The organism is Armatimonadota bacterium, from assembly GCA_017303935.1.
GTDB lineage: Bacteria > Armatimonadota > Fimbriimonadia > Fimbriimonadales > Fimbriimonadaceae > JAFLBD01.
The window spans coordinates 527,127-542,184 of sequence record JAFLBD010000001.1 but is presented as its reverse complement, the minus strand read 5'-3'; the positions used below and the strand labels follow the sequence as shown (position 1 = coordinate 542,184).

21 protein-coding genes are annotated in these 15,058 nt (G+C 53.3%); 9 read left to right on the top strand and 12 right to left on the bottom strand.

Annotated features, from left to right (window positions below):
- The first annotated feature begins 26 nt into the window (after window positions 1–26).
- The 9 genes from ispG to J0L72_02515 all read left to right on the top strand — a co-directional run bounded on the left by ispG (window position 27) and on the right by J0L72_02515 (window position 8,627).
- Complete coding sequence (ispG, locus tag J0L72_02555) at window positions 27–1,322, top strand: (E)-4-hydroxy-3-methylbut-2-enyl-diphosphate synthase (GenBank protein MBN8689655.1); 1,296 nt, start codon at window positions 27–29, stop codon at window positions 1,320–1,322.
- Window positions 1,319–1,498, top strand: a complete 180-nt coding sequence (locus J0L72_02550; GenBank protein MBN8689654.1) for a hypothetical protein — start codon at window positions 1,319–1,321, stop codon at window positions 1,496–1,498. Before ispG ends, J0L72_02550 begins: the two co-directional genes overlap by 4 nt.
- Window positions 1,495–1,677 (top strand): hypothetical protein, encoded by a 183-nt coding sequence (locus J0L72_02545; GenBank protein ID MBN8689653.1) that lies wholly within the window; start codon window positions 1,495–1,497, stop codon window positions 1,675–1,677. Before J0L72_02550 ends, J0L72_02545 begins: the two co-directional genes overlap by 4 nt.
- Before the next feature lie 41 nt (window positions 1,678–1,718).
- Window positions 1,719–4,307, top strand: a complete 2,589-nt coding sequence (locus J0L72_02540) for a hypothetical protein (GenBank protein MBN8689652.1) — start codon at window positions 1,719–1,721, stop codon at window positions 4,305–4,307.
- 24 nt (window positions 4,308–4,331) lie between these two features.
- Entirely contained in the window at window positions 4,332–4,694 is a 363-nt protein-coding gene (locus J0L72_02535) for a hypothetical protein (GenBank protein ID MBN8689651.1), read from the top strand.
- A gap of 25 nt (window positions 4,695–4,719) precedes the next feature.
- On the top strand, window positions 4,720–5,292 hold the full coding sequence (gene msrA, locus J0L72_02530; protein ID MBN8689650.1) for a peptide-methionine (S)-S-oxide reductase MsrA: 573 nt from the start codon (window positions 4,720–4,722) through the stop codon (window positions 5,290–5,292).
- An 82-nt stretch (window positions 5,293–5,374) separates the two neighbouring features.
- Window positions 5,375–5,854, top strand: a complete 480-nt coding sequence (locus J0L72_02525) for an Lrp/AsnC family transcriptional regulator (GenBank protein ID MBN8689649.1) — start codon at window positions 5,375–5,377, stop codon at window positions 5,852–5,854.
- Window positions 5,838–6,449: a MarC family protein gene (locus J0L72_02520; GenBank protein ID MBN8689648.1), complete on the top strand. Its 612-nt coding sequence runs from the start codon at window positions 5,838–5,840 to the stop codon at window positions 6,447–6,449. Before J0L72_02525 ends, J0L72_02520 begins: the two co-directional genes overlap by 17 nt.
- 216 nt (window positions 6,450–6,665) lie before the next feature.
- Window positions 6,666–8,627, top strand: coding sequence for a hypothetical protein (locus J0L72_02515; GenBank protein MBN8689647.1), 1,962 nt, complete (start codon window positions 6,666–6,668; stop codon window positions 8,625–8,627).
- Window positions 8,628–8,772: 145 nt separating this feature from the next.
- Here the strand turns inward: J0L72_02515 and rplE are convergent, their stop codons facing one another.
- The 12 genes from rplE to rplD form a co-directional block, all read right to left on the bottom strand.
- Window positions 8,773–9,354: a 50S ribosomal protein L5 gene (rplE, locus tag J0L72_02510; GenBank protein ID MBN8689646.1), complete on the bottom strand. Its 582-nt coding sequence runs from the start codon at window positions 9,352–9,354 to the stop codon at window positions 8,773–8,775.
- 29 nt (window positions 9,355–9,383) lie between these two features.
- The gene (gene rplX, locus J0L72_02505) at window positions 9,384–9,821 is read right to left on the bottom strand and encodes a 50S ribosomal protein L24 (GenBank protein ID MBN8689645.1); all 438 of its coding nucleotides are present in this window, start codon (window positions 9,819–9,821) and stop codon (window positions 9,384–9,386) included.
- A 4-nt stretch (window positions 9,822–9,825) separates the two neighbouring features.
- On the bottom strand, window positions 9,826–10,197 hold the full coding sequence (rplN, locus tag J0L72_02500) for a 50S ribosomal protein L14 (GenBank protein ID MBN8689644.1): 372 nt from the start codon (window positions 10,195–10,197) through the stop codon (window positions 9,826–9,828).
- Window positions 10,198–10,280: 83 nt separating this feature from the next.
- Window positions 10,281–10,592 carry a 30S ribosomal protein S17 gene (gene rpsQ / locus J0L72_02495; GenBank protein ID MBN8689643.1) on the bottom strand — a complete coding sequence of 104 codons (312 nt, stop codon included), beginning with the start codon at window positions 10,590–10,592 and terminating at the stop codon, window positions 10,281–10,283.
- Entirely contained in the window at window positions 10,592–10,801 is a 210-nt protein-coding gene (gene rpmC, locus J0L72_02490) for a 50S ribosomal protein L29 (protein MBN8689642.1), read from the bottom strand. Before rpmC ends, rpsQ begins: the two co-directional genes overlap by 1 nt.
- Window positions 10,801–11,325 (bottom strand): 50S ribosomal protein L16, encoded by a 525-nt coding sequence (gene rplP, locus J0L72_02485; protein ID MBN8689641.1) that lies wholly within the window; start codon window positions 11,323–11,325, stop codon window positions 10,801–10,803. Before rplP ends, rpmC begins: the two co-directional genes overlap by 1 nt.
- The gene (rpsC, locus tag J0L72_02480) at window positions 11,312–12,040 is read right to left on the bottom strand and encodes a 30S ribosomal protein S3 (GenBank protein ID MBN8689640.1); all 729 of its coding nucleotides are present in this window, start codon (window positions 12,038–12,040) and stop codon (window positions 11,312–11,314) included. The genes rplP and rpsC overlap by 14 nt, the downstream gene beginning before the upstream one ends.
- The gene (rplV, locus tag J0L72_02475) at window positions 12,040–12,561 is read right to left on the bottom strand and encodes a 50S ribosomal protein L22 (protein ID MBN8689639.1); all 522 of its coding nucleotides are present in this window, start codon (window positions 12,559–12,561) and stop codon (window positions 12,040–12,042) included. Before rplV ends, rpsC begins: the two co-directional genes overlap by 1 nt.
- 88 nt (window positions 12,562–12,649) lie before the next feature.
- Window positions 12,650–12,937: a 30S ribosomal protein S19 gene (gene rpsS, locus J0L72_02470; protein MBN8689638.1), complete on the bottom strand. Its 288-nt coding sequence runs from the start codon at window positions 12,935–12,937 to the stop codon at window positions 12,650–12,652.
- Window positions 12,938–13,027: 90 nt separating this feature from the next.
- Entirely contained in the window at window positions 13,028–13,861 is an 834-nt protein-coding gene (gene rplB, locus J0L72_02465; GenBank protein MBN8689637.1) for a 50S ribosomal protein L2, read from the bottom strand.
- 3 nt (window positions 13,862–13,864) lie between these two features.
- The gene (gene rplW / locus J0L72_02460; GenBank protein ID MBN8689636.1) at window positions 13,865–14,212 is read right to left on the bottom strand and encodes a 50S ribosomal protein L23; all 348 of its coding nucleotides are present in this window, start codon (window positions 14,210–14,212) and stop codon (window positions 13,865–13,867) included.
- On the bottom strand, window positions 14,209–15,057 hold the full coding sequence (gene rplD, locus J0L72_02455; protein ID MBN8689635.1) for a 50S ribosomal protein L4: 849 nt from the start codon (window positions 15,055–15,057) through the stop codon (window positions 14,209–14,211). Before rplD ends, rplW begins: the two co-directional genes overlap by 4 nt.
- Between the last annotated feature and the right edge of the window lies 1 nt (window position 15,058).

Here is a 15,058-nt window from a genome sequence, read left to right as displayed (position 1 = left end):
GTTCGTAGTACACTCCCAGAAGTCTCATGAGTTTCACTGGCAGTTTTCCCCGCCGTAAAACCCGCGCAGTCCGGGTGGGTGACGTCTGGATGGGCGGCGACCACCCCATCTTGGTGCAGTCGATGATCACGGAAGAGACCCGCAACATCGAAGCCTGCGTCGAAGAGATCATCGCGTTGCACAAAGTCGGTTGCGAACTCGTTCGAGTTACCACCCCTACCTTGGGCGAGGCCGCTTGCCTGGGCGAGATTTCTGCCAAAGTTCGCGAACAATACAAAGCCGTTCCACTGACAGCGGATGTCCACCATCAAGGATCTGATATCGCCGTGGAAGCCGCCAAATACGTGGATGAAGTGCGGCTCAATCCTGGACTTTTCGTATTCAAACGCCATGGCAGCCGATCTTCTGCTGTTGGCGCAGAGAGCCTGGACCTTCGCGGCCGAGCAGAAGAAAAGGGTGTCGATGAGCTTCGTGCAGAACTCGCCTATTCGGATGCGGAATGGCGCGATGAGATTGATGCAATTGAAGAATCTCTCGTCCCCGTGATTGAAGCCTGCAAGAAGCGCGACATCGCCATGCGGATTGGCACGAACCACGGTTCATTGTCCGAACGGATCCTGGTGACTTACGGCGACACTCCGGCTGGCATGGTTGAAAGCGCCATGGAGTATCTCAAGCTCTGCCGCAAGCACGGATACGAAAATCTCAATATCTCGGTCAAGGCCAGCAGGGTTCCTGTAATGGTGGCGGCAAATCGAATTCTGGCGGCCCGGCTCGACGAGGAGGGCATGGATTATCCGATTCACCTCGGAGTGACCGAAGCAGGTGATGGCGACTACGCTCGAATCAAGTCCACTGCGGGGATCGCAACGCTACTTATGGAGGGGATCGGGGACACGATTCGCGTATCCCTGAGTGAAGATCCAGTCGCGGAAATTCCGGTCTGCTACGACATTTTGCAATCCCTTGGACTTCGAAAGACCAAGGTCGAGTACATCGCTTGCCCCAGTTGCGGACGGACGAAATTCAACCTTCCTACTGTGCTTCGCGAAGTTCGGGAAGCCACCAAACACCTGGTCGGTTTGGATATCGCTGTGATGGGCTGCATTGTCAACGGGCCTGGAGAAATGGCTGATGCAGACTACGGCTATGTTGGCGCGGCTGGAGGCAAGATCACCCTCTATCGAAAGCGCGAGCCGGTCAAGCACGGCATCCCTCAAGAAAACGGTGTTGCCGAATTGATCGCATTGCTCAAGGCGGACGGGATTTGGACTGAGCCAACTTCGGAGACGACCCAAACCCCGATCAAGGTGCTTCAATGAGAACTGGCATGAGTCCGGTCGCGATTCTCGCGTTGATGGTGATTGGGCTGATTTTCGCCATCGTCGGTGTCGTGTTATTGATGAATCAGCAGCAAATGATGGGTCAGTTCCTTGTTGCTGTGGGCATCATGGACATGTTGATCGGAGCCTATTTCACAACGAGGGTGATGCGATGAAAGTCGGAAATGTTCGTGTGTTTTTAGGGCAAGCTTTGATGCTGTTTGGCATCGTCACTGCCTCGTACGGGCTCATGCTCACAACTGATGCCGGGCGCAGGCATTTGGCATTGCTGCTCGGGATTTTTGCCGCACTCGAATTTTACGCGGCATTCACTTTGTTGAAGAAAGCACGCTGACCCCTTGCGCGATCAGATTCCGCGTGTAAACTCTGTCCACAATGGAAGACTTCTCCGACGACCGGTCCGAACTCTCCGGCAGCCTTATCTCGATGGAGTTTGGTCAGAGCGGCCGGATCAGTCAGCTTTGGGCGGCAGACCCCGTGCTACCGGAGGAAGGGGAGGAGTTCCAGTTCATTCTCCCGCCAATTCCATTTGGCGAAGAAACATCTGAAGACTTGCTTCCAGGGACAATCTTGTTGGGGGTAAGAACCGGGCCAGAGGACCATTGGGTTTTTAGTCGTAACAGTGCCTCTAACACTTCCCTCCCAAGTGACGATGAAGACACCTTTAGCGCGATTCCTTTAACTTTTGAATACGATTTTCCATTGATCAGCGATATCCAGGTCACCGGAAAGTTCTATGAACAAAGCGGACCAATTCCTCAAGTTGTCTGGGAAATTGAGGTTCGGAACCGCGGGAAAATATCAGTTGAAATCGGCGAACTTGGATTTCCGCTGGCGCTGAACAATTTCTATGACGGATTCGGCTGGAACGACGAGCAGCTCAAAAAGTTATGGAATTCGCGCCTATATGTACACAAATATATCGGAGGCGCCGCGAGCTATGTCTATGCTCAGCGGATGACGAGCGAGCCGCCAGGACTCCTTGTTTGCCCTGGAGATGATCGAGGATGGGAATTCTGCTCCTCGATTCCGAGCAGCCTAACCACGCCTCATCAATGGGAAGGCATTCCTGTCGTCTATGCCTACAGCCGCGCGACCGTCGAGCGTGAAGGTTGGCCCCGATGGTGGAACGACCACACCAGTTTGATCTTGGAACCGGGTGACCGGCGAACCTTTAAGGTGCTCTTTGTGCCGACCGAAAGAGATCGCGAGGACGGCGTGAATCTGGCCATGACCGCACTCGGACGACCGGCGATCCGTGTTCTCCCCAGCGCGGTGGCTCCGGCGGATGTTGGAATCGCGGTTGAAGTGCAGGGTGCAGTTCCAAAGCGTTGGTTTGTCAGCCGGGATGCCGAAATCCAAACTGATGAAGATGAGGAAGGCGGCTTTTGCTTCGTCAAACCGAAGGAGCCTGGCCGCGCAAGAGTGACGTTCGAGGATAGCTTTGGGCGGCATAGTCACGTTCATTTGATGTTCACGGAGCCGATCGACAAACTCATCAAACGAAGGGCGGATTACATCGTCCAAAACCAAGTTTGCCGCGACGGGTCTTCTCCCCTGAATCACGCGATCGTGCAGATCCAAACAAACTCCGGGGAGGCATATACGAACTTCGATGAGTACTCGAAAGGTACTTCTGCAATCGAGTGTTCCGTCAGCGATGCGCTCTTTTTGGCGGCGAAGAATTCACTTTATCCATCATCCGAAGAAATCAAGATTCTAGACGCCTATGTAGATGAATTCTTGCTCAAAGTAGTACAAAATCCGGGCGATATGTCTGTCGGTAGCGTGCTAGCGGAAAACGGAAAGCTCGCAAGCTACTTTGGTCGTCCAATGACTTACCCGCCCGTGTTTGCGCTGCATCACACGCTCTACCAAATCGCAAAGGCATCGGGTGATACCAAGCATCGCCCTGAAAAATATTTGATTCGTGCAGCCGAGACTGCACTCGCAATGTTCCAGTTTGGATGGAGAAACTACATCCATTCTGTCGGAATTTTGGGATATCCGCGGGTCTACCGAATCCTCGAAGACTTGACCGAAGAAGGAATGGACAACCTGTTCCTGAAGCTCGAGCAGCACGTCACACAGAAGGCCAGTGAGATGGTCAAACTTCAATACCCCTATGCTGGGGAATCGGTGCTGGATACAAGCGGATTTGAAGCGGTTTACACTGCCGGCCTTGTGCTGGACGATGACGAACATATGGAACGGACCCTCCGGTGTTCGTTTGCGGCGCGCTCATTGGCACCAAGCTGGTGGTGGTACGGCAGCGACAAGAGGAGTTGGGACGGGACCGACATAACTTGGAAGAATGCTCTGATCGACCGAGGGGAAACTTGCCTTGGACACACCAACATACCGAACGCGCTGAGCTTCTTCCACGGACTAGATCGGGACTACCTTGCTCTTCCTGATGTCTATATGCGAATTGCCTTTGGCGGGATGCTGGGTCCGTGGGCTCTTGTTCGCGGCGATGGCGCTGCGAGCATGTGCTACTGCCCTGATCCTAGCAGCAAGCATTTTGGATACAACCCCTACACTGGAACTTCCGGGATTGGCTACTACCACTACATTCAGGAAGTAGGCGCATACGTTTTGCCAGCCGGAAAAGAAGGCGTATTCACTTTTGGGTGCCACTTCCAATCGGATGAGAATAGCTACAAAGTGCAACCGTGGGACGGTGTCGGCCGGCGGGTGGTATTGCGGCAGATCGGCGCCGAGTTTGAAGCGAGTTTTGGCAAAATTCTTGAACTTGAACTTGACATTCAAAAGTCTTGGTTCAAGCTCACCATCGAAAACCCAGCCGATAAGTCAATCGCCATTCAGCTCACCGTTCGGGGGCTATGGGGATCGACACTCGATTGGGGTGGCAATTCTGTCCAAGCAAAAGAAGGCGAATACAAGTTATCAGCGGTGCTGCCGCCGAGTTCAGTTCAGACGTTTGTCGGCGGATCGATTTAGACTCCGGGTAATTTGGAATCAGTAATGGAACATGCTCCTGAGTGGTGGTACGTCGTTTCCGGCATTTTCTTTGTGCTCGGCACGCTGTGCTTTTTGGTGCTCATTGCGCTGTTGATCAAGCTAATGGCAGCGGTCAACTCCCTGAACGCGCAAATCCGGTTACTCTCTGCTAAGGTCGAGAAAGTGTCTGAGAAGGTGGAAGGCCTTGTGACCGAAGTCCATAAAGTCACGACCAAGGTGGGCGGCGAGGCGTCCGGCGTCGCGACCAATGTCAATTCGCTCGTTTCGGCGTTTACGGGTAAGGCTGAAGCGGCATCCATGGTTCTATTCGGCCTCACCCTCCTCCGCGGATTCTTGGCGAATCGCAAATCCGCCCGCCGTAATTAGTTCTAATCTCAGCGTAGAACCTGCCATGGAAACGTTGGTTGTCGCCGCGGGATGCTTTTGGTGCACTGAGGCGATTTTTGTTGAGTTGAATGGCGTTCACAAGGTCGAGAGCGGCTACACCGGTGGTAGCCTTCCGAACCCGACTTATAAGCAAGTTTGCTCTGGGACTACGGGACACGCAGAAGGTGTCCGCATCGAATTCGACCCAACTGTCGTATCGCGCGCCGATCTATTGCGAATCTTCTTTGTCACTCACGACCCAACTTCCCTCAATCGTCAAGGCGGAGACGTCGGCACTCAGTACCGATCAGCAATTTTCTATGCCAACGACGCCGACAAGCAGCTCGCCATAGAAGTCATCAACGAACTCACTCGTGAAGCGATCTTTGATCAGCCCATCGTCACCACGCTTGAGCCACTTTCGGAGTTTTTTGTTGCGGAACCGGAGCATTTGAACTACTTTGAAAGATTTGAAAATGCGGGCGCACTGCAAAAGATAACAATGAACGCCGGCTATTGCAGTGCGGTAATTGCACCAAAAGTCGCCAAATTTCGCAAAGAATATTCGGATCGTCTGAGAAGCAAAAAGCCAGTGTAAATATCGGACAATAGTCCCAATCCGCAATTTTTAGCTGATATTTCGTCATCCAACAGCATATAATATCAATATGTTGGACGAAATGGATAGGAAAATTTTGGAAGCGCTTCAGGCAGATGGTCGGATGACCAATGTCGAACTCGCGCAGAAAATCGGCTTGACTCCTGCGCCAACGCTTGCCCGGGTGAACAAGCTCGAAGCACAAGGCTTCATCACGGGTTACACCGCCTTGATCGATCGCGAGAGCATCGGAATGGACGTGACGGTATTCGTTGCGGTGATCATGAAATCTCACGGATCGAAGGAATCTCGTGAGTTCTTGGATCGAGTCTGTCAGTTCAAAAACGTGGTGGAAGTGCACCATATCGCTGGAAATGAGGACTACCTCCTCAAGATTGTTGCGCCAAGCACTCGAGCCTACGAGAAGTTTTTGCTTGAAGAGCTTTCGAACCTCGATGGAGTGCAGCGGTTAAACACCACATTCGTGCTTTCAAGCGCCAAGTCCACGACGCACATTCCGATCCCATCCGGAGGGGGAATTCTCGATGAAATTTCCTCTTGAGTTCGGCATTCTGGCGTTTAGCACGCTCTTTGCGATGGTGAACCCACTGTCGGCTGCGCCGATTTTTGTTGCCATCACCGCTAGCGAAGCTGATCGAAGACGACAAATTGCTTTGAGAGCCTCGTTGGTGACCCTCATTGCACTGGTGCTGTTCAGCGTCGCTGGCCGCGCGATCTTCGCATTCTTCGGGATCACTGTTCCTGCCTTTCAAATCGTTGGCGGGCTGATCTTGTTGCTAAGTTCGCTCCGCACGATGAATGGCGCTAAGGACGAAGAGGTTCAGCAGAGTGGTGGTGATGTCGCAATCGTACCAATCGGGATTCCGTTGCTCGCTGGCGCAGGCGCGCTTTCGAGCGTCATGGTTTTGGCGGGCCAAGCCCAGCATCACACAGAACAAATGGCACTGTTGGTGGCGATTCTCGGACTGGCAGGTTCAACATTCGTCATTCTGGCAGCCTCGCCACGAGTCATTCGAATGCTCGGGAAGGCTGGCGAGCATGCATTGAGTTCCGTCATGACCTTGCTGACAGCAGTGATCGGAGTTCAGTTCATCCTGAACGGATTGACCTCAGTTGTGAACGGCTTTCGAGGCTAAAATCCCCGTACAACTCTGGTGCGTTTGAACCTAGTGCTGCGTCTTGAATCATAGTGACCACTAGCCTAGGTTCAATTGAGGTAAATTCCTCATAAGAATACTGGGGTAATCCTTGTATACTGGGTCTAGTGTTCGTCGCTTTGTTTTGTGCTGTCCAAGATGGAAAGCCAGAGCGGAGCACTTCTCGGAGAAATTAAAATGCGCAGAATATTTTTATTGAGTAGCGTCGCTGTCGCGACCGGTTCTGTGATGGTTGGTTGTGGCGGTAGCAGCGATGCGGCTCCTGTCGGCAATACAGCTACACGAGTCGTCGCAGGGTACGTTTACGTTCGACAAAATACGGTTCCTAACACAACACCAACCGTGATCGTTGTTCCTTCTTCGACCGCTCCAAGCGGGTACGCGGCACCAACCGCCGGTACTGTCACTCTCTCGGTGGCTGACGGAACGATCACTCGAGATGCGGATAGCGAGGCTTTCAACATGGCCAGCGGCAACGCGATTGTGGCTAATGTCACCTCGATTTCTTCGGGAACTCCTACCTGCTCGCTCTCGTTCAGCGGCTTGCAACTTTCTGGCGAAAACAAGATCGATGGCTCGTCTCCATCCTTCTCGATGGCAGGCACGGCTAACACCGTACTTGCATTGAGCTACAACGCTCCAGGTACCTACACTCCAGGCGCACCTGCTTCGATGAAGGTTCTGATCAAGGACCCAAGCTCATTCTACGGCTCCGACGAGAACTTCCGATTTGGCGCTCCTGGCGACATCATCGGCAGTGCATCGGGTGACGCAGGACTTTGCCCTTCGAGCTCGGCTGGCGATCAATACGATGTCGCAGTGCTTCTCTATGATGCAAACGGCGTCCTGATCCCTGGCACAACCTTTAGCGTTGCTGATGCATCGCCATCCGGACCAACTGCAACTGCTGTGAGCTTTGCTTCGAGCAAGATTGCCGTTGCTGGCGGTGGTGTAGAAGGTGCACAGGTTGACCTGACCTTCTCGTCGCCTGACGCTCCAGGAATGACCGTCAACTACAGCACCGTTTACAGCTACGGTAACACCGCAAACTTCGCCGCAGTGTTCTCCGCTCCATCTGACCCAGCCACTCTGGTTTGGCCAGTCTCTGGTGGCGCTAACACAGCAGCGATCGCAGGTGTATTGAACAACGGTCGAGGAATTGCGGTACCAAACCAGACGATCACTTGGAAAGTTCGAGATGCACGAGCAACCGGGTCGGCAGTTTTCTCTGGTGGTACATACCCATCGGCAGCAGCTGGCACGATCCTGACTTCGCCATCGGCAACGACCGACGGCGCAGGCAACTTCTCCGCCACCTTCAATACTCCAACTCCAGCAGCTGGAAACTCCGCATTTAATTCGTTGAACATCAAGTATGCCGACGGCGTGAAGGTTGACGTTCTTGCTGGTACGAATATCAATGGTACAAAGAAGGTGACGATCACTCGTCCGCTGAACAGCTTGACTATCGCAGGCGTTTCGCGAATGGATACAGGAACAACCAGCCCAAGCTCTGGCTCGGGTCAGTTCCGAGTTACCGACGCACAAGACGTCGATGCTCAGAGCGTAACCATTCCAACGATCAACTCGTGGACACTGAACAACGTTCCAGCCGATCCAGACGGAGCCGGCCCAACGCTTCCGTTCACTGCAGGTAATGCTGATGACACTAGCGTTCGATCTCAAAGCAACGCCGGATTCTCCGGACCTACTGGTCTAACCGCTTCAATCACAGCTGGTTCCAACGCAGGCCAATTCACGGTAACTGCAACTTCTGGCTCGGTCACCTCGAACACCTTGACAGTAGATGTCTATGGCGTTCCAGCGAAGATGCTTGTCAGCCCATCGCCAACTTCGACCGGTCTGACTGGTACTGCAGGTACTGGCCAAACGGTGACAGTGAGCTTCAGCGACTCGTTCGGCCACGCAATCTCGGGATCTGAATTGACCTACTCCACCAAGACTGGAACCATCCTTTCTAGCGGTGCAGGCAACATCAACTTCCCGCCATTGAACAACCTGACCTACGTGATCACTCCTACCGCTTCGGGCACAATGACTGCTTCGATGCGAGTAAGCGGATCCTGGACAGGAACTGCTGGTGGCGCAACCCAGACCTTCGACATCACTCGAAATCTGGACATCACCACCCCGTAATCACCATTAGGTGAGAGCGATGATCCCTCAGCCTTCGGGCTGGGGGATTTTTTTGTTGCCAAGTGCGCCTGTATAGTTGCTAAAAGAAAAGCCCCACAGGAAAATCCTGCGGGGCTTTATCGGAGTATTAGAGTGAAGTGTGTTCTTACTTCTCGCGGAGTGGGAGACCAAGTTCCTTTAGCAAGAACCGGGCTTCTTCGTCGTTCTTTGCAGTGGTGCAAATCACGATGTCCATTCCTCGAATTCGGTCGAATGAATCGTACGAAATCTCAGGGAAAACGAGCTGCTCCTTCAGACCGAGGCCGTAATTGCCTCGACCGTCAAAGCTGTTCGGATTGAGACCCTGGAAGTCGCGGATTCGTGGCAGAACCACCGTGGCGAGCTTGTCGAAGAAGTGCAGAGCGCGGTCGCCTCGAAGGGTGACCTTGCATCCAATCTTCATCGCTTCTCGAAGCTTAAAGTTCGAAACAGCCTTTCGTGCAGTCGTGACCACCGGCTTTTGACCGCTGATGATGGTCATGTCGCGGACGCAGTTCTCGAGGTGCTTGTCATCGGTCGCCTTAACGCCCATATTGATGACGATCTTCTCGATCTTTGGTGCCTGCATAACAGAGCTGTAGCCAAACTTCTCCATGAGCTTTGGCATCACTTTGTCCTTGTACTGCGCTCGAAGTCGCGGAGCGGGCAGCTTGCCACTTTGTGCAAGTTCTTTTTCTTTTCGTGCCATAGAATTCTCCTACCTAGCCGTGAATGGGCTTAGGCCTTCTTCTCCTGTTCGCGTCGAGCCACGAGATCGGCATCCACCGTATCCTTGATGGTCTTGTTTGACTTCTTGGCATACCGAACGAGCTTGTCCTTTTCAACACGTCGACCCACTCGGGTTGGCTTGCCAGTTTCTGGATCAAGCACCATGACGTTGCTGATATGGATTGGGCCAGGCTTCTTGAATCGTACCGATCGCTCGCCTTGTCGCTTTGCCTTGTAGTGCTTGGTTTGCGCGTTGAGCGGCAACCATTGACCGTCATTCTCTGGATCTGGCTGTGCGACGAGCACTTTCATTTCCTTTGGGCTGACAGCAACGACGGTTCCGGTTTGGCCCTTGTCTTTGCCAGCGATGATCATGACTTGATCACCCTTTCGGATCTTGAGCTTTACAGGCTTGGTAGCCGCTTTGAGTTCAGCGAAAGTTGGCATGGATTTAGAGCACCTCCGGTGCGAGGGAGACGATCTTCATGAAGTTCGAATCGCGAAGTTCGCGAGCGACGGGGCCGAAGATACGTGTACCGCGTGGTTCGAGGTTGGCTGGGTTGATGACGACGCAGGCGTTCTCGTCGAATCGAAGTGTGCTGCCGTCTGCGCGACGGATAGCCTTCTTTGATCGAACGATCACGGCCTTGATGACATCACCCTTCTTGATGGGCATGTTTGGCGTGGCGGACTTAACCGATGCCACGATGACATCGCCTACTCCACCATATCTCGGTTGCGACCCCTTGAGCACTCGAATACACATGACTTCTCGTGCGCCGCTGTTGTCGGCAACCTTCAGCCTAGAAAATTGCTGAATCATTGCTAATACTCCTTACTTATTTTCCAGTTATGCTGACTGGGTTTCCATCATGGAATCCCAGCCAAAAATGTTGATCGAGGTGTTTACTTCACCTTTTCGATGATGCGAATGACGCGCCAGTTCTTCTCTCGGCTGAGTGGGCGTGATTCCATGATTTCCACGGTATCGCCTTCATCAATTGGGCCGGAGAGGATCGACTCGTCGACGTGCGCCTTGAACTTCTCAGTTCGAAGAACGGTCTTGCCATACAGCGGGTGTTGGACACGACGAACGATCTTAATGACCACCGTCCTTTCCATCTTGGTGCTGGTGACAACGCCGATACGGGTCTTTCGACGACCGCGTGGTTCGACGGTCGCTTCGACCTGCGCCTTCTTTTCGTCTTTCTTCGCCATTAGTTAGTTCCTCCGCGCTTCTTTTCCGAGATGATCGTCAAGATGCGCGCGATGTTGTGCCGCCGAGCCATGAGGCTTGCGGTATCGGTCATCTGGCGAAAAACGAGATCGCGTCGCGCCTTATAGAGGGCTGCTTTCTCCTTGGCCACGAGCTCTTCCAGCTCTGGCACGCTCTTTTCGCGTAATTCGGATGGCTTCAGTTCTTTCATTACTCTTCGTTGGTCGCCTCAACGACCTCTTCTGTCGGAGCTACGACTTCTGGTGTGGTACCAGCGGTCATTGCCACTCCGGCTTCTGCATCAACACTTCCGTCGGCAGCCTTGATCTTGGATTTGACTACGAATTTGCAGTCAATCGGCATTTTGTGCATTGCCAATCGCATAGCTTCCTTTGCGACTTCTTCAGCGGGGCCAGCCATTTCAAACATGACTCGACCAGGCTTAACGACGCACACCCATCCTTCGACCGGTGCCTTACCTTTACCCATTCGTTGCTCAAGCGGCTTTTTGGTGAACGGCTTGTCTGGGAACACTCGGATCCAGACTTGTCCACCACGCTTGATGTGACGGGTCATAGCAATACGAGCGGCTTCAATTTGTCGGCTGGTGATCCATGCCGGTTCCATTGCGACCAGAGCGTATTCGCCAAATGCGATGGTGTTACCGCGCACGGCTTGTCCGCGCATTCGTCCACGATGTTGCTTTCGGTACTTGACGCGCTTAGGCATTAACATTTTCAGTCACCTCTGCTTTTGGTTTCAAAGATTCCATTTCTCGGCGGCGAGCTTCAGCAGCGCGCTGTCGTTCTGGGAGGACTTCACCCTTATAGACCCAGACCTTGATACCGATCGAACCATAAAGGGTCGTTGCGGTCGCGGTTCCGTAGTCGATGTCGGCTCGGAGAGTGTGCAATGGCACCTTTCCGACCTTGTCCATTTCGGTTCGAGCGATTTCAGCACCGTTCAATCGTCCGCTGACCATGATCTTCATACCGCGGCCATTCATTCGGACGGCTCGGGTCATGGCTTGCCGCATTGCTCGTCGGTGCGAAACGCGCTTTTCGAGTTGAACAGCGACGTTTTCTGCGACCAGTTGAGCATCGAGCTCTGGTTGTCGAACTTCAGTAACGTTGACTTGAACGACGAGTGTTGGGTCTTCAGATCGCACTCTTCGGTTCAGTTCGTTGCTAAGATCGTCAATTCCCTTACCGCCTCGGCCGATGATCGCGCCTGGCCGACTGGTGAAGATGTTGATCTTGATCCGGTTGGCAGCTCGTTCGATTTCGATTCGGCTGATAAGACCCAGGCCAAACCGCTTTTGAATCTCCTTTCGGATATCGCGGTCAGACTTGAGATAAGTCTTGTATTGCTTCTTGTCGGCGAACCAATTGCTGTCCGCTTTGCGGATGACGCCGATTCGGAAACCAATTGGATGAATTTTTTGACCCATTACTCTGTGGCTTCTCCCTGTGGTGCTTCGGCCTCTGGAGCAGATTCAGCAGCTGGGGCTTCCTCAACAGCTTCTGCTACTGGCGCCTCTTCTACCTTTTCTGCCTTAGCTGCCTTGGCCTTCTTTGGTGCAGCAAACTTTGGTCGTGGCTTAGCCTTGGTGGATGAGCCAGCAGAAACCGTTTTTGGCTCGTAGTCTTCCAAGACAACCGTGATGTGGCTGGTCTTCTTTTCGATGCGCGCACCGCGGCCCATAGCCTTTTGGGTGATTCGCTTTTGCTTTGGCCCTTCGTCAACGGCGATCGACCGGATGCGCAGTGCATCGGCGCTGATTCCGTTGTTTTCGGCCGCATTCGCGATCGCGCTGACCAAGACCTTTCGCAGGCTTCGGGCACCCTTACTAGGATGGAACCGCAGCTTGGCGGCGGCCAAAATAGCTGGCTGACCCTTGACCACGTCCGCTACGATTCGAACCTTTCGAGGTTGAACCTTTACATATTTAGCGACTGCTCGTACTTCCATGAATTTTTCCTCTAACTAGCCAACGATTGGAGCCGGGGCGCAACCCGAAAGGATACCCGCGCGACCCGTGTTGAAGCTAGTTTTGAACCTATCGTAGGCGAGTCCCCCGATCTGGAAGCGAACCGCCGTGACCCTTGTAGGTGCGTGTCGGAGCGAATTCTCCCAGCTTGTGTCCAATCATGTTTTCTGTCACAAAGACAGGGACATGCTTGCGGCCATCGTGGACCGCAATGGTGAGACCAATCATGTCTGGAGTGATGGTGGAACGTCGCGACCAGGTTTTGATCATTCCTTTATCACCAGACGCGTTCATTGCGTCGACCTTCTTCATCAGGTGGTCGTCTACAAAGAACCCTTTTTTAATACTTCGTGCCATAGATTAGGTTTCTGTTTCTCTTAGCGTTGTAATTGCAAATTCTGTAGTAGTGTCCTGGGCTGAGCAGCTGTCCAGCCCAGGACGATTGTCTTAACTCTTGTATCGGCGTCGAACAATGAACGGATCGGTTCGCTTGTTCTTGCGAGTCCTTCGACCGAGTGCCTTGTTGCCCCATCGGTCCACTGGGCCTTTCTTTCGGCCAACAGGAGACTTCGCTTCACCACCACCATGGGGATGGTCTCGAGGGGATTTGACAACACCACGGACGTGTGGCTTTCGGCCAAGTCCTCGGTTCTTACCGGCCTTGCCGATCTGCTCGTTCTCGTGCTCTGCGTTGCCGACTTCACCGACCGTTGCTCGGCAAGTGTAGTGGACCATTCGCATTTCGCCCGATGGCAATCGGAGGGTCACATAGTTGCCTTCCTTTGCCATCACCTGTGCGGAAGCACCGGCGGAGCGGACCATTTGGCCACCCTTTTGAGGCTGGAATTCAACGTTGTGAACCAAAGTACCAAGAGGGATGTTTCGTAGTTCAAGGCAGTGTCCTGGGAGGATGTCTGCGCCTTCACCGCTGATGACCTTCATGCCATCAACCAAGCCCTTTGGAGCCAAGATGTATCGCTTTTCGCCATCGCTGTATTCCAGCAATGCGATTCGGCAGGTTCGATTCGGATCGTATTCGATACCGATCACGGTTGCTTCAAGCGTATCTTTTTGTCGCTTAAAGTCGATGATTCGGTAGCGTCGCTTGTTACCGCCAGCCTTGTTAAAGCTCGTTCGGCGACCCTTGTTGTTGCAACCGCCACTCTTTGGCAATGCAACGGTCAGGCTCTTTTCCGGCTTCTTCTTTGTGATTTCTTCGTAGGTCGACGCAATCATGTGCCGTCGGCCCGGTGAAGTTGGTTTTAATCGTCGTACTGGCATGGTTTAGACTCCGTAATCCTCCAATTGCTGACCAGGAGCGAGGGTAATGATCGCCTTCTTCCAATCAGGGCGCGGACCTCGGCTCTTTTGACCGACTCGTCGCATCTTGCCCTTCATGCTGATCGTGCGAACGCTGGAGACTTCGATTCGGCTGGAATCCTTGTCCTTCTTGTCCGCGTTGTACATCGCTTCAATGGCTTGCTTGATTTCGAACTTGTTTGCAGTCTTTGCGACAACAAAGGTGTAAGTTCGAACGTTCTTCTCATCGGCCACGAACTCTTTGCCGTAGCTCATGGCTACCGACTTTTCAGTGATGTGTGGGCGGATGATGATATCGTATGGGCTTTTCATGCGTTATCGGCCTCCTTCTTCTTTGCAGGTGCCTTTGCCTTTGCAGCTGGCTTAGCGGCAGGCTTTTCGGCCTTTGGCTTAGCGGCGGCTGCCTTTACAGGCTTCTCTGCTTTCGGCTTTGCTTCTGCTTTAACGGCTTTCGGCTTAGCTTCCTTAGCAGGCTTTTCTGCCTTTGGAGCTTTCTCGGCAGCCGAACCCCAAACGGATTCAACGGCAGCCAAAGCGTCCTTGGCAATCACAATCTTGTGGGCGACCAAAACATCGCGGGTACTGAAGGTGTTCGTCTTCGCGCCTTCTTCGGTGCTCGGTGCGGTTCGCACCTCAACGTTTGGAAGGTTGCGGAAGCACTTGAAAGTGACTTCGTCGAACGTGTTTGTGATCACCAGCACTCGGCGAGCGTCTGCCACGCCAACCGATTCCAGGAACTTTGCAGCATCCTTGGTCTTTGGTGCGGTGAAGACGATCTTGTCTACAGCGATCACGTTGCCAGCAGTGACTTGAGCGTTCATCGCGCCCAAGAGTGCAGCCCGTCGCTCCTTCTTGTTGAAGCCCTTGGTGTAATCGCGCGGCATGATAGCCAGCGCCATACCGCCGTGAGCATAGTGCGGCGATCGAGTCGAACCTTGTCGTGCGTTACCGGTTTTCTTTTGCTTATAAGGCTTTCGGCCACCGCCACGGACTTCGCTTCGAGTCTTGGTCTTTTGGGTTCCTTGTCGACTGTTGGCTTCTTCGGTCACCACGGCCTTGTGCAACAGATGAGCGAGAGGCTCTGCCTTTGCAATCGCGCCGAGTTCGACCTTTCCTACAGCCTTACCCTTCAAATCTTTTACGTCTAGTGTTGCCATG

Coding starts and splice junctions, on each gene's coding strand:
- ispG (MBN8689655.1), top strand. CDS start 27: ATGAGTTTCACTGGCAGTTTTCCCCGCCGTAAAACCCGCGCAGTCCGG.
- J0L72_02550 (MBN8689654.1), top strand. CDS start 1,319: ATGAGAACTGGCATGAGTCCGGTCGCGATTCTCGCGTTGATGGTGATT.
- J0L72_02545 (MBN8689653.1), top strand. CDS start 1,495: ATGAAAGTCGGAAATGTTCGTGTGTTTTTAGGGCAAGCTTTGATGCTG.
- J0L72_02540 (MBN8689652.1), top strand. CDS start 1,719: ATGGAAGACTTCTCCGACGACCGGTCCGAACTCTCCGGCAGCCTTATC.
- J0L72_02535 (MBN8689651.1), top strand. CDS start 4,332: ATGGAACATGCTCCTGAGTGGTGGTACGTCGTTTCCGGCATTTTCTTT.
- msrA (MBN8689650.1), top strand. CDS start 4,720: ATGGAAACGTTGGTTGTCGCCGCGGGATGCTTTTGGTGCACTGAGGCG.
- J0L72_02525 (MBN8689649.1), top strand. CDS start 5,375: ATGGATAGGAAAATTTTGGAAGCGCTTCAGGCAGATGGTCGGATGACC.
- J0L72_02520 (MBN8689648.1), top strand. CDS start 5,838: ATGAAATTTCCTCTTGAGTTCGGCATTCTGGCGTTTAGCACGCTCTTT.
- rplE (MBN8689646.1), bottom strand. CDS start 9,354: ATGGCACGAAAAGAAAAAGAACTTGCACAAAGTGGCAAGCTGCCCGCT.
- rplX (MBN8689645.1), bottom strand. CDS start 9,821: ATGCCAACTTTCGCTGAACTCAAAGCGGCTACCAAGCCTGTAAAGCTC.
- rplN (MBN8689644.1), bottom strand. CDS start 10,197: ATGATTCAGCAATTTTCTAGGCTGAAGGTTGCCGACAACAGCGGCGCA.
- rpsQ (MBN8689643.1), bottom strand. CDS start 10,592: ATGGCGAAGAAAGACGAAAAGAAGGCGCAGGTCGAAGCGACCGTCGAA.
- rpmC (MBN8689642.1), bottom strand. CDS start 10,801: ATGAAAGAACTGAAGCCATCCGAATTACGCGAAAAGAGCGTGCCAGAG.
- rplP (MBN8689641.1), bottom strand. CDS start 11,325: ATGTTAATGCCTAAGCGCGTCAAGTACCGAAAGCAACATCGTGGACGA.
- rpsC (MBN8689640.1), bottom strand. CDS start 12,040: ATGGGTCAAAAAATTCATCCAATTGGTTTCCGAATCGGCGTCATCCGC.
- rplV (MBN8689639.1), bottom strand. CDS start 12,561: ATGGAAGTACGAGCAGTCGCTAAATATGTAAAGGTTCAACCTCGAAAG.
- rpsS (MBN8689638.1), bottom strand. CDS start 12,937: ATGGCACGAAGTATTAAAAAAGGGTTCTTTGTAGACGACCACCTGATG.
- rplB (MBN8689637.1), bottom strand. CDS start 13,861: ATGCCAGTACGACGATTAAAACCAACTTCACCGGGCCGACGGCACATG.
- rplW (MBN8689636.1), bottom strand. CDS start 14,212: ATGAAAAGCCCATACGATATCATCATCCGCCCACACATCACTGAAAAG.
- rplD (MBN8689635.1), bottom strand. CDS start 15,057: ATGGCAACACTAGACGTAAAAGATTTGAAGGGTAAGGCTGTAGGAAAG.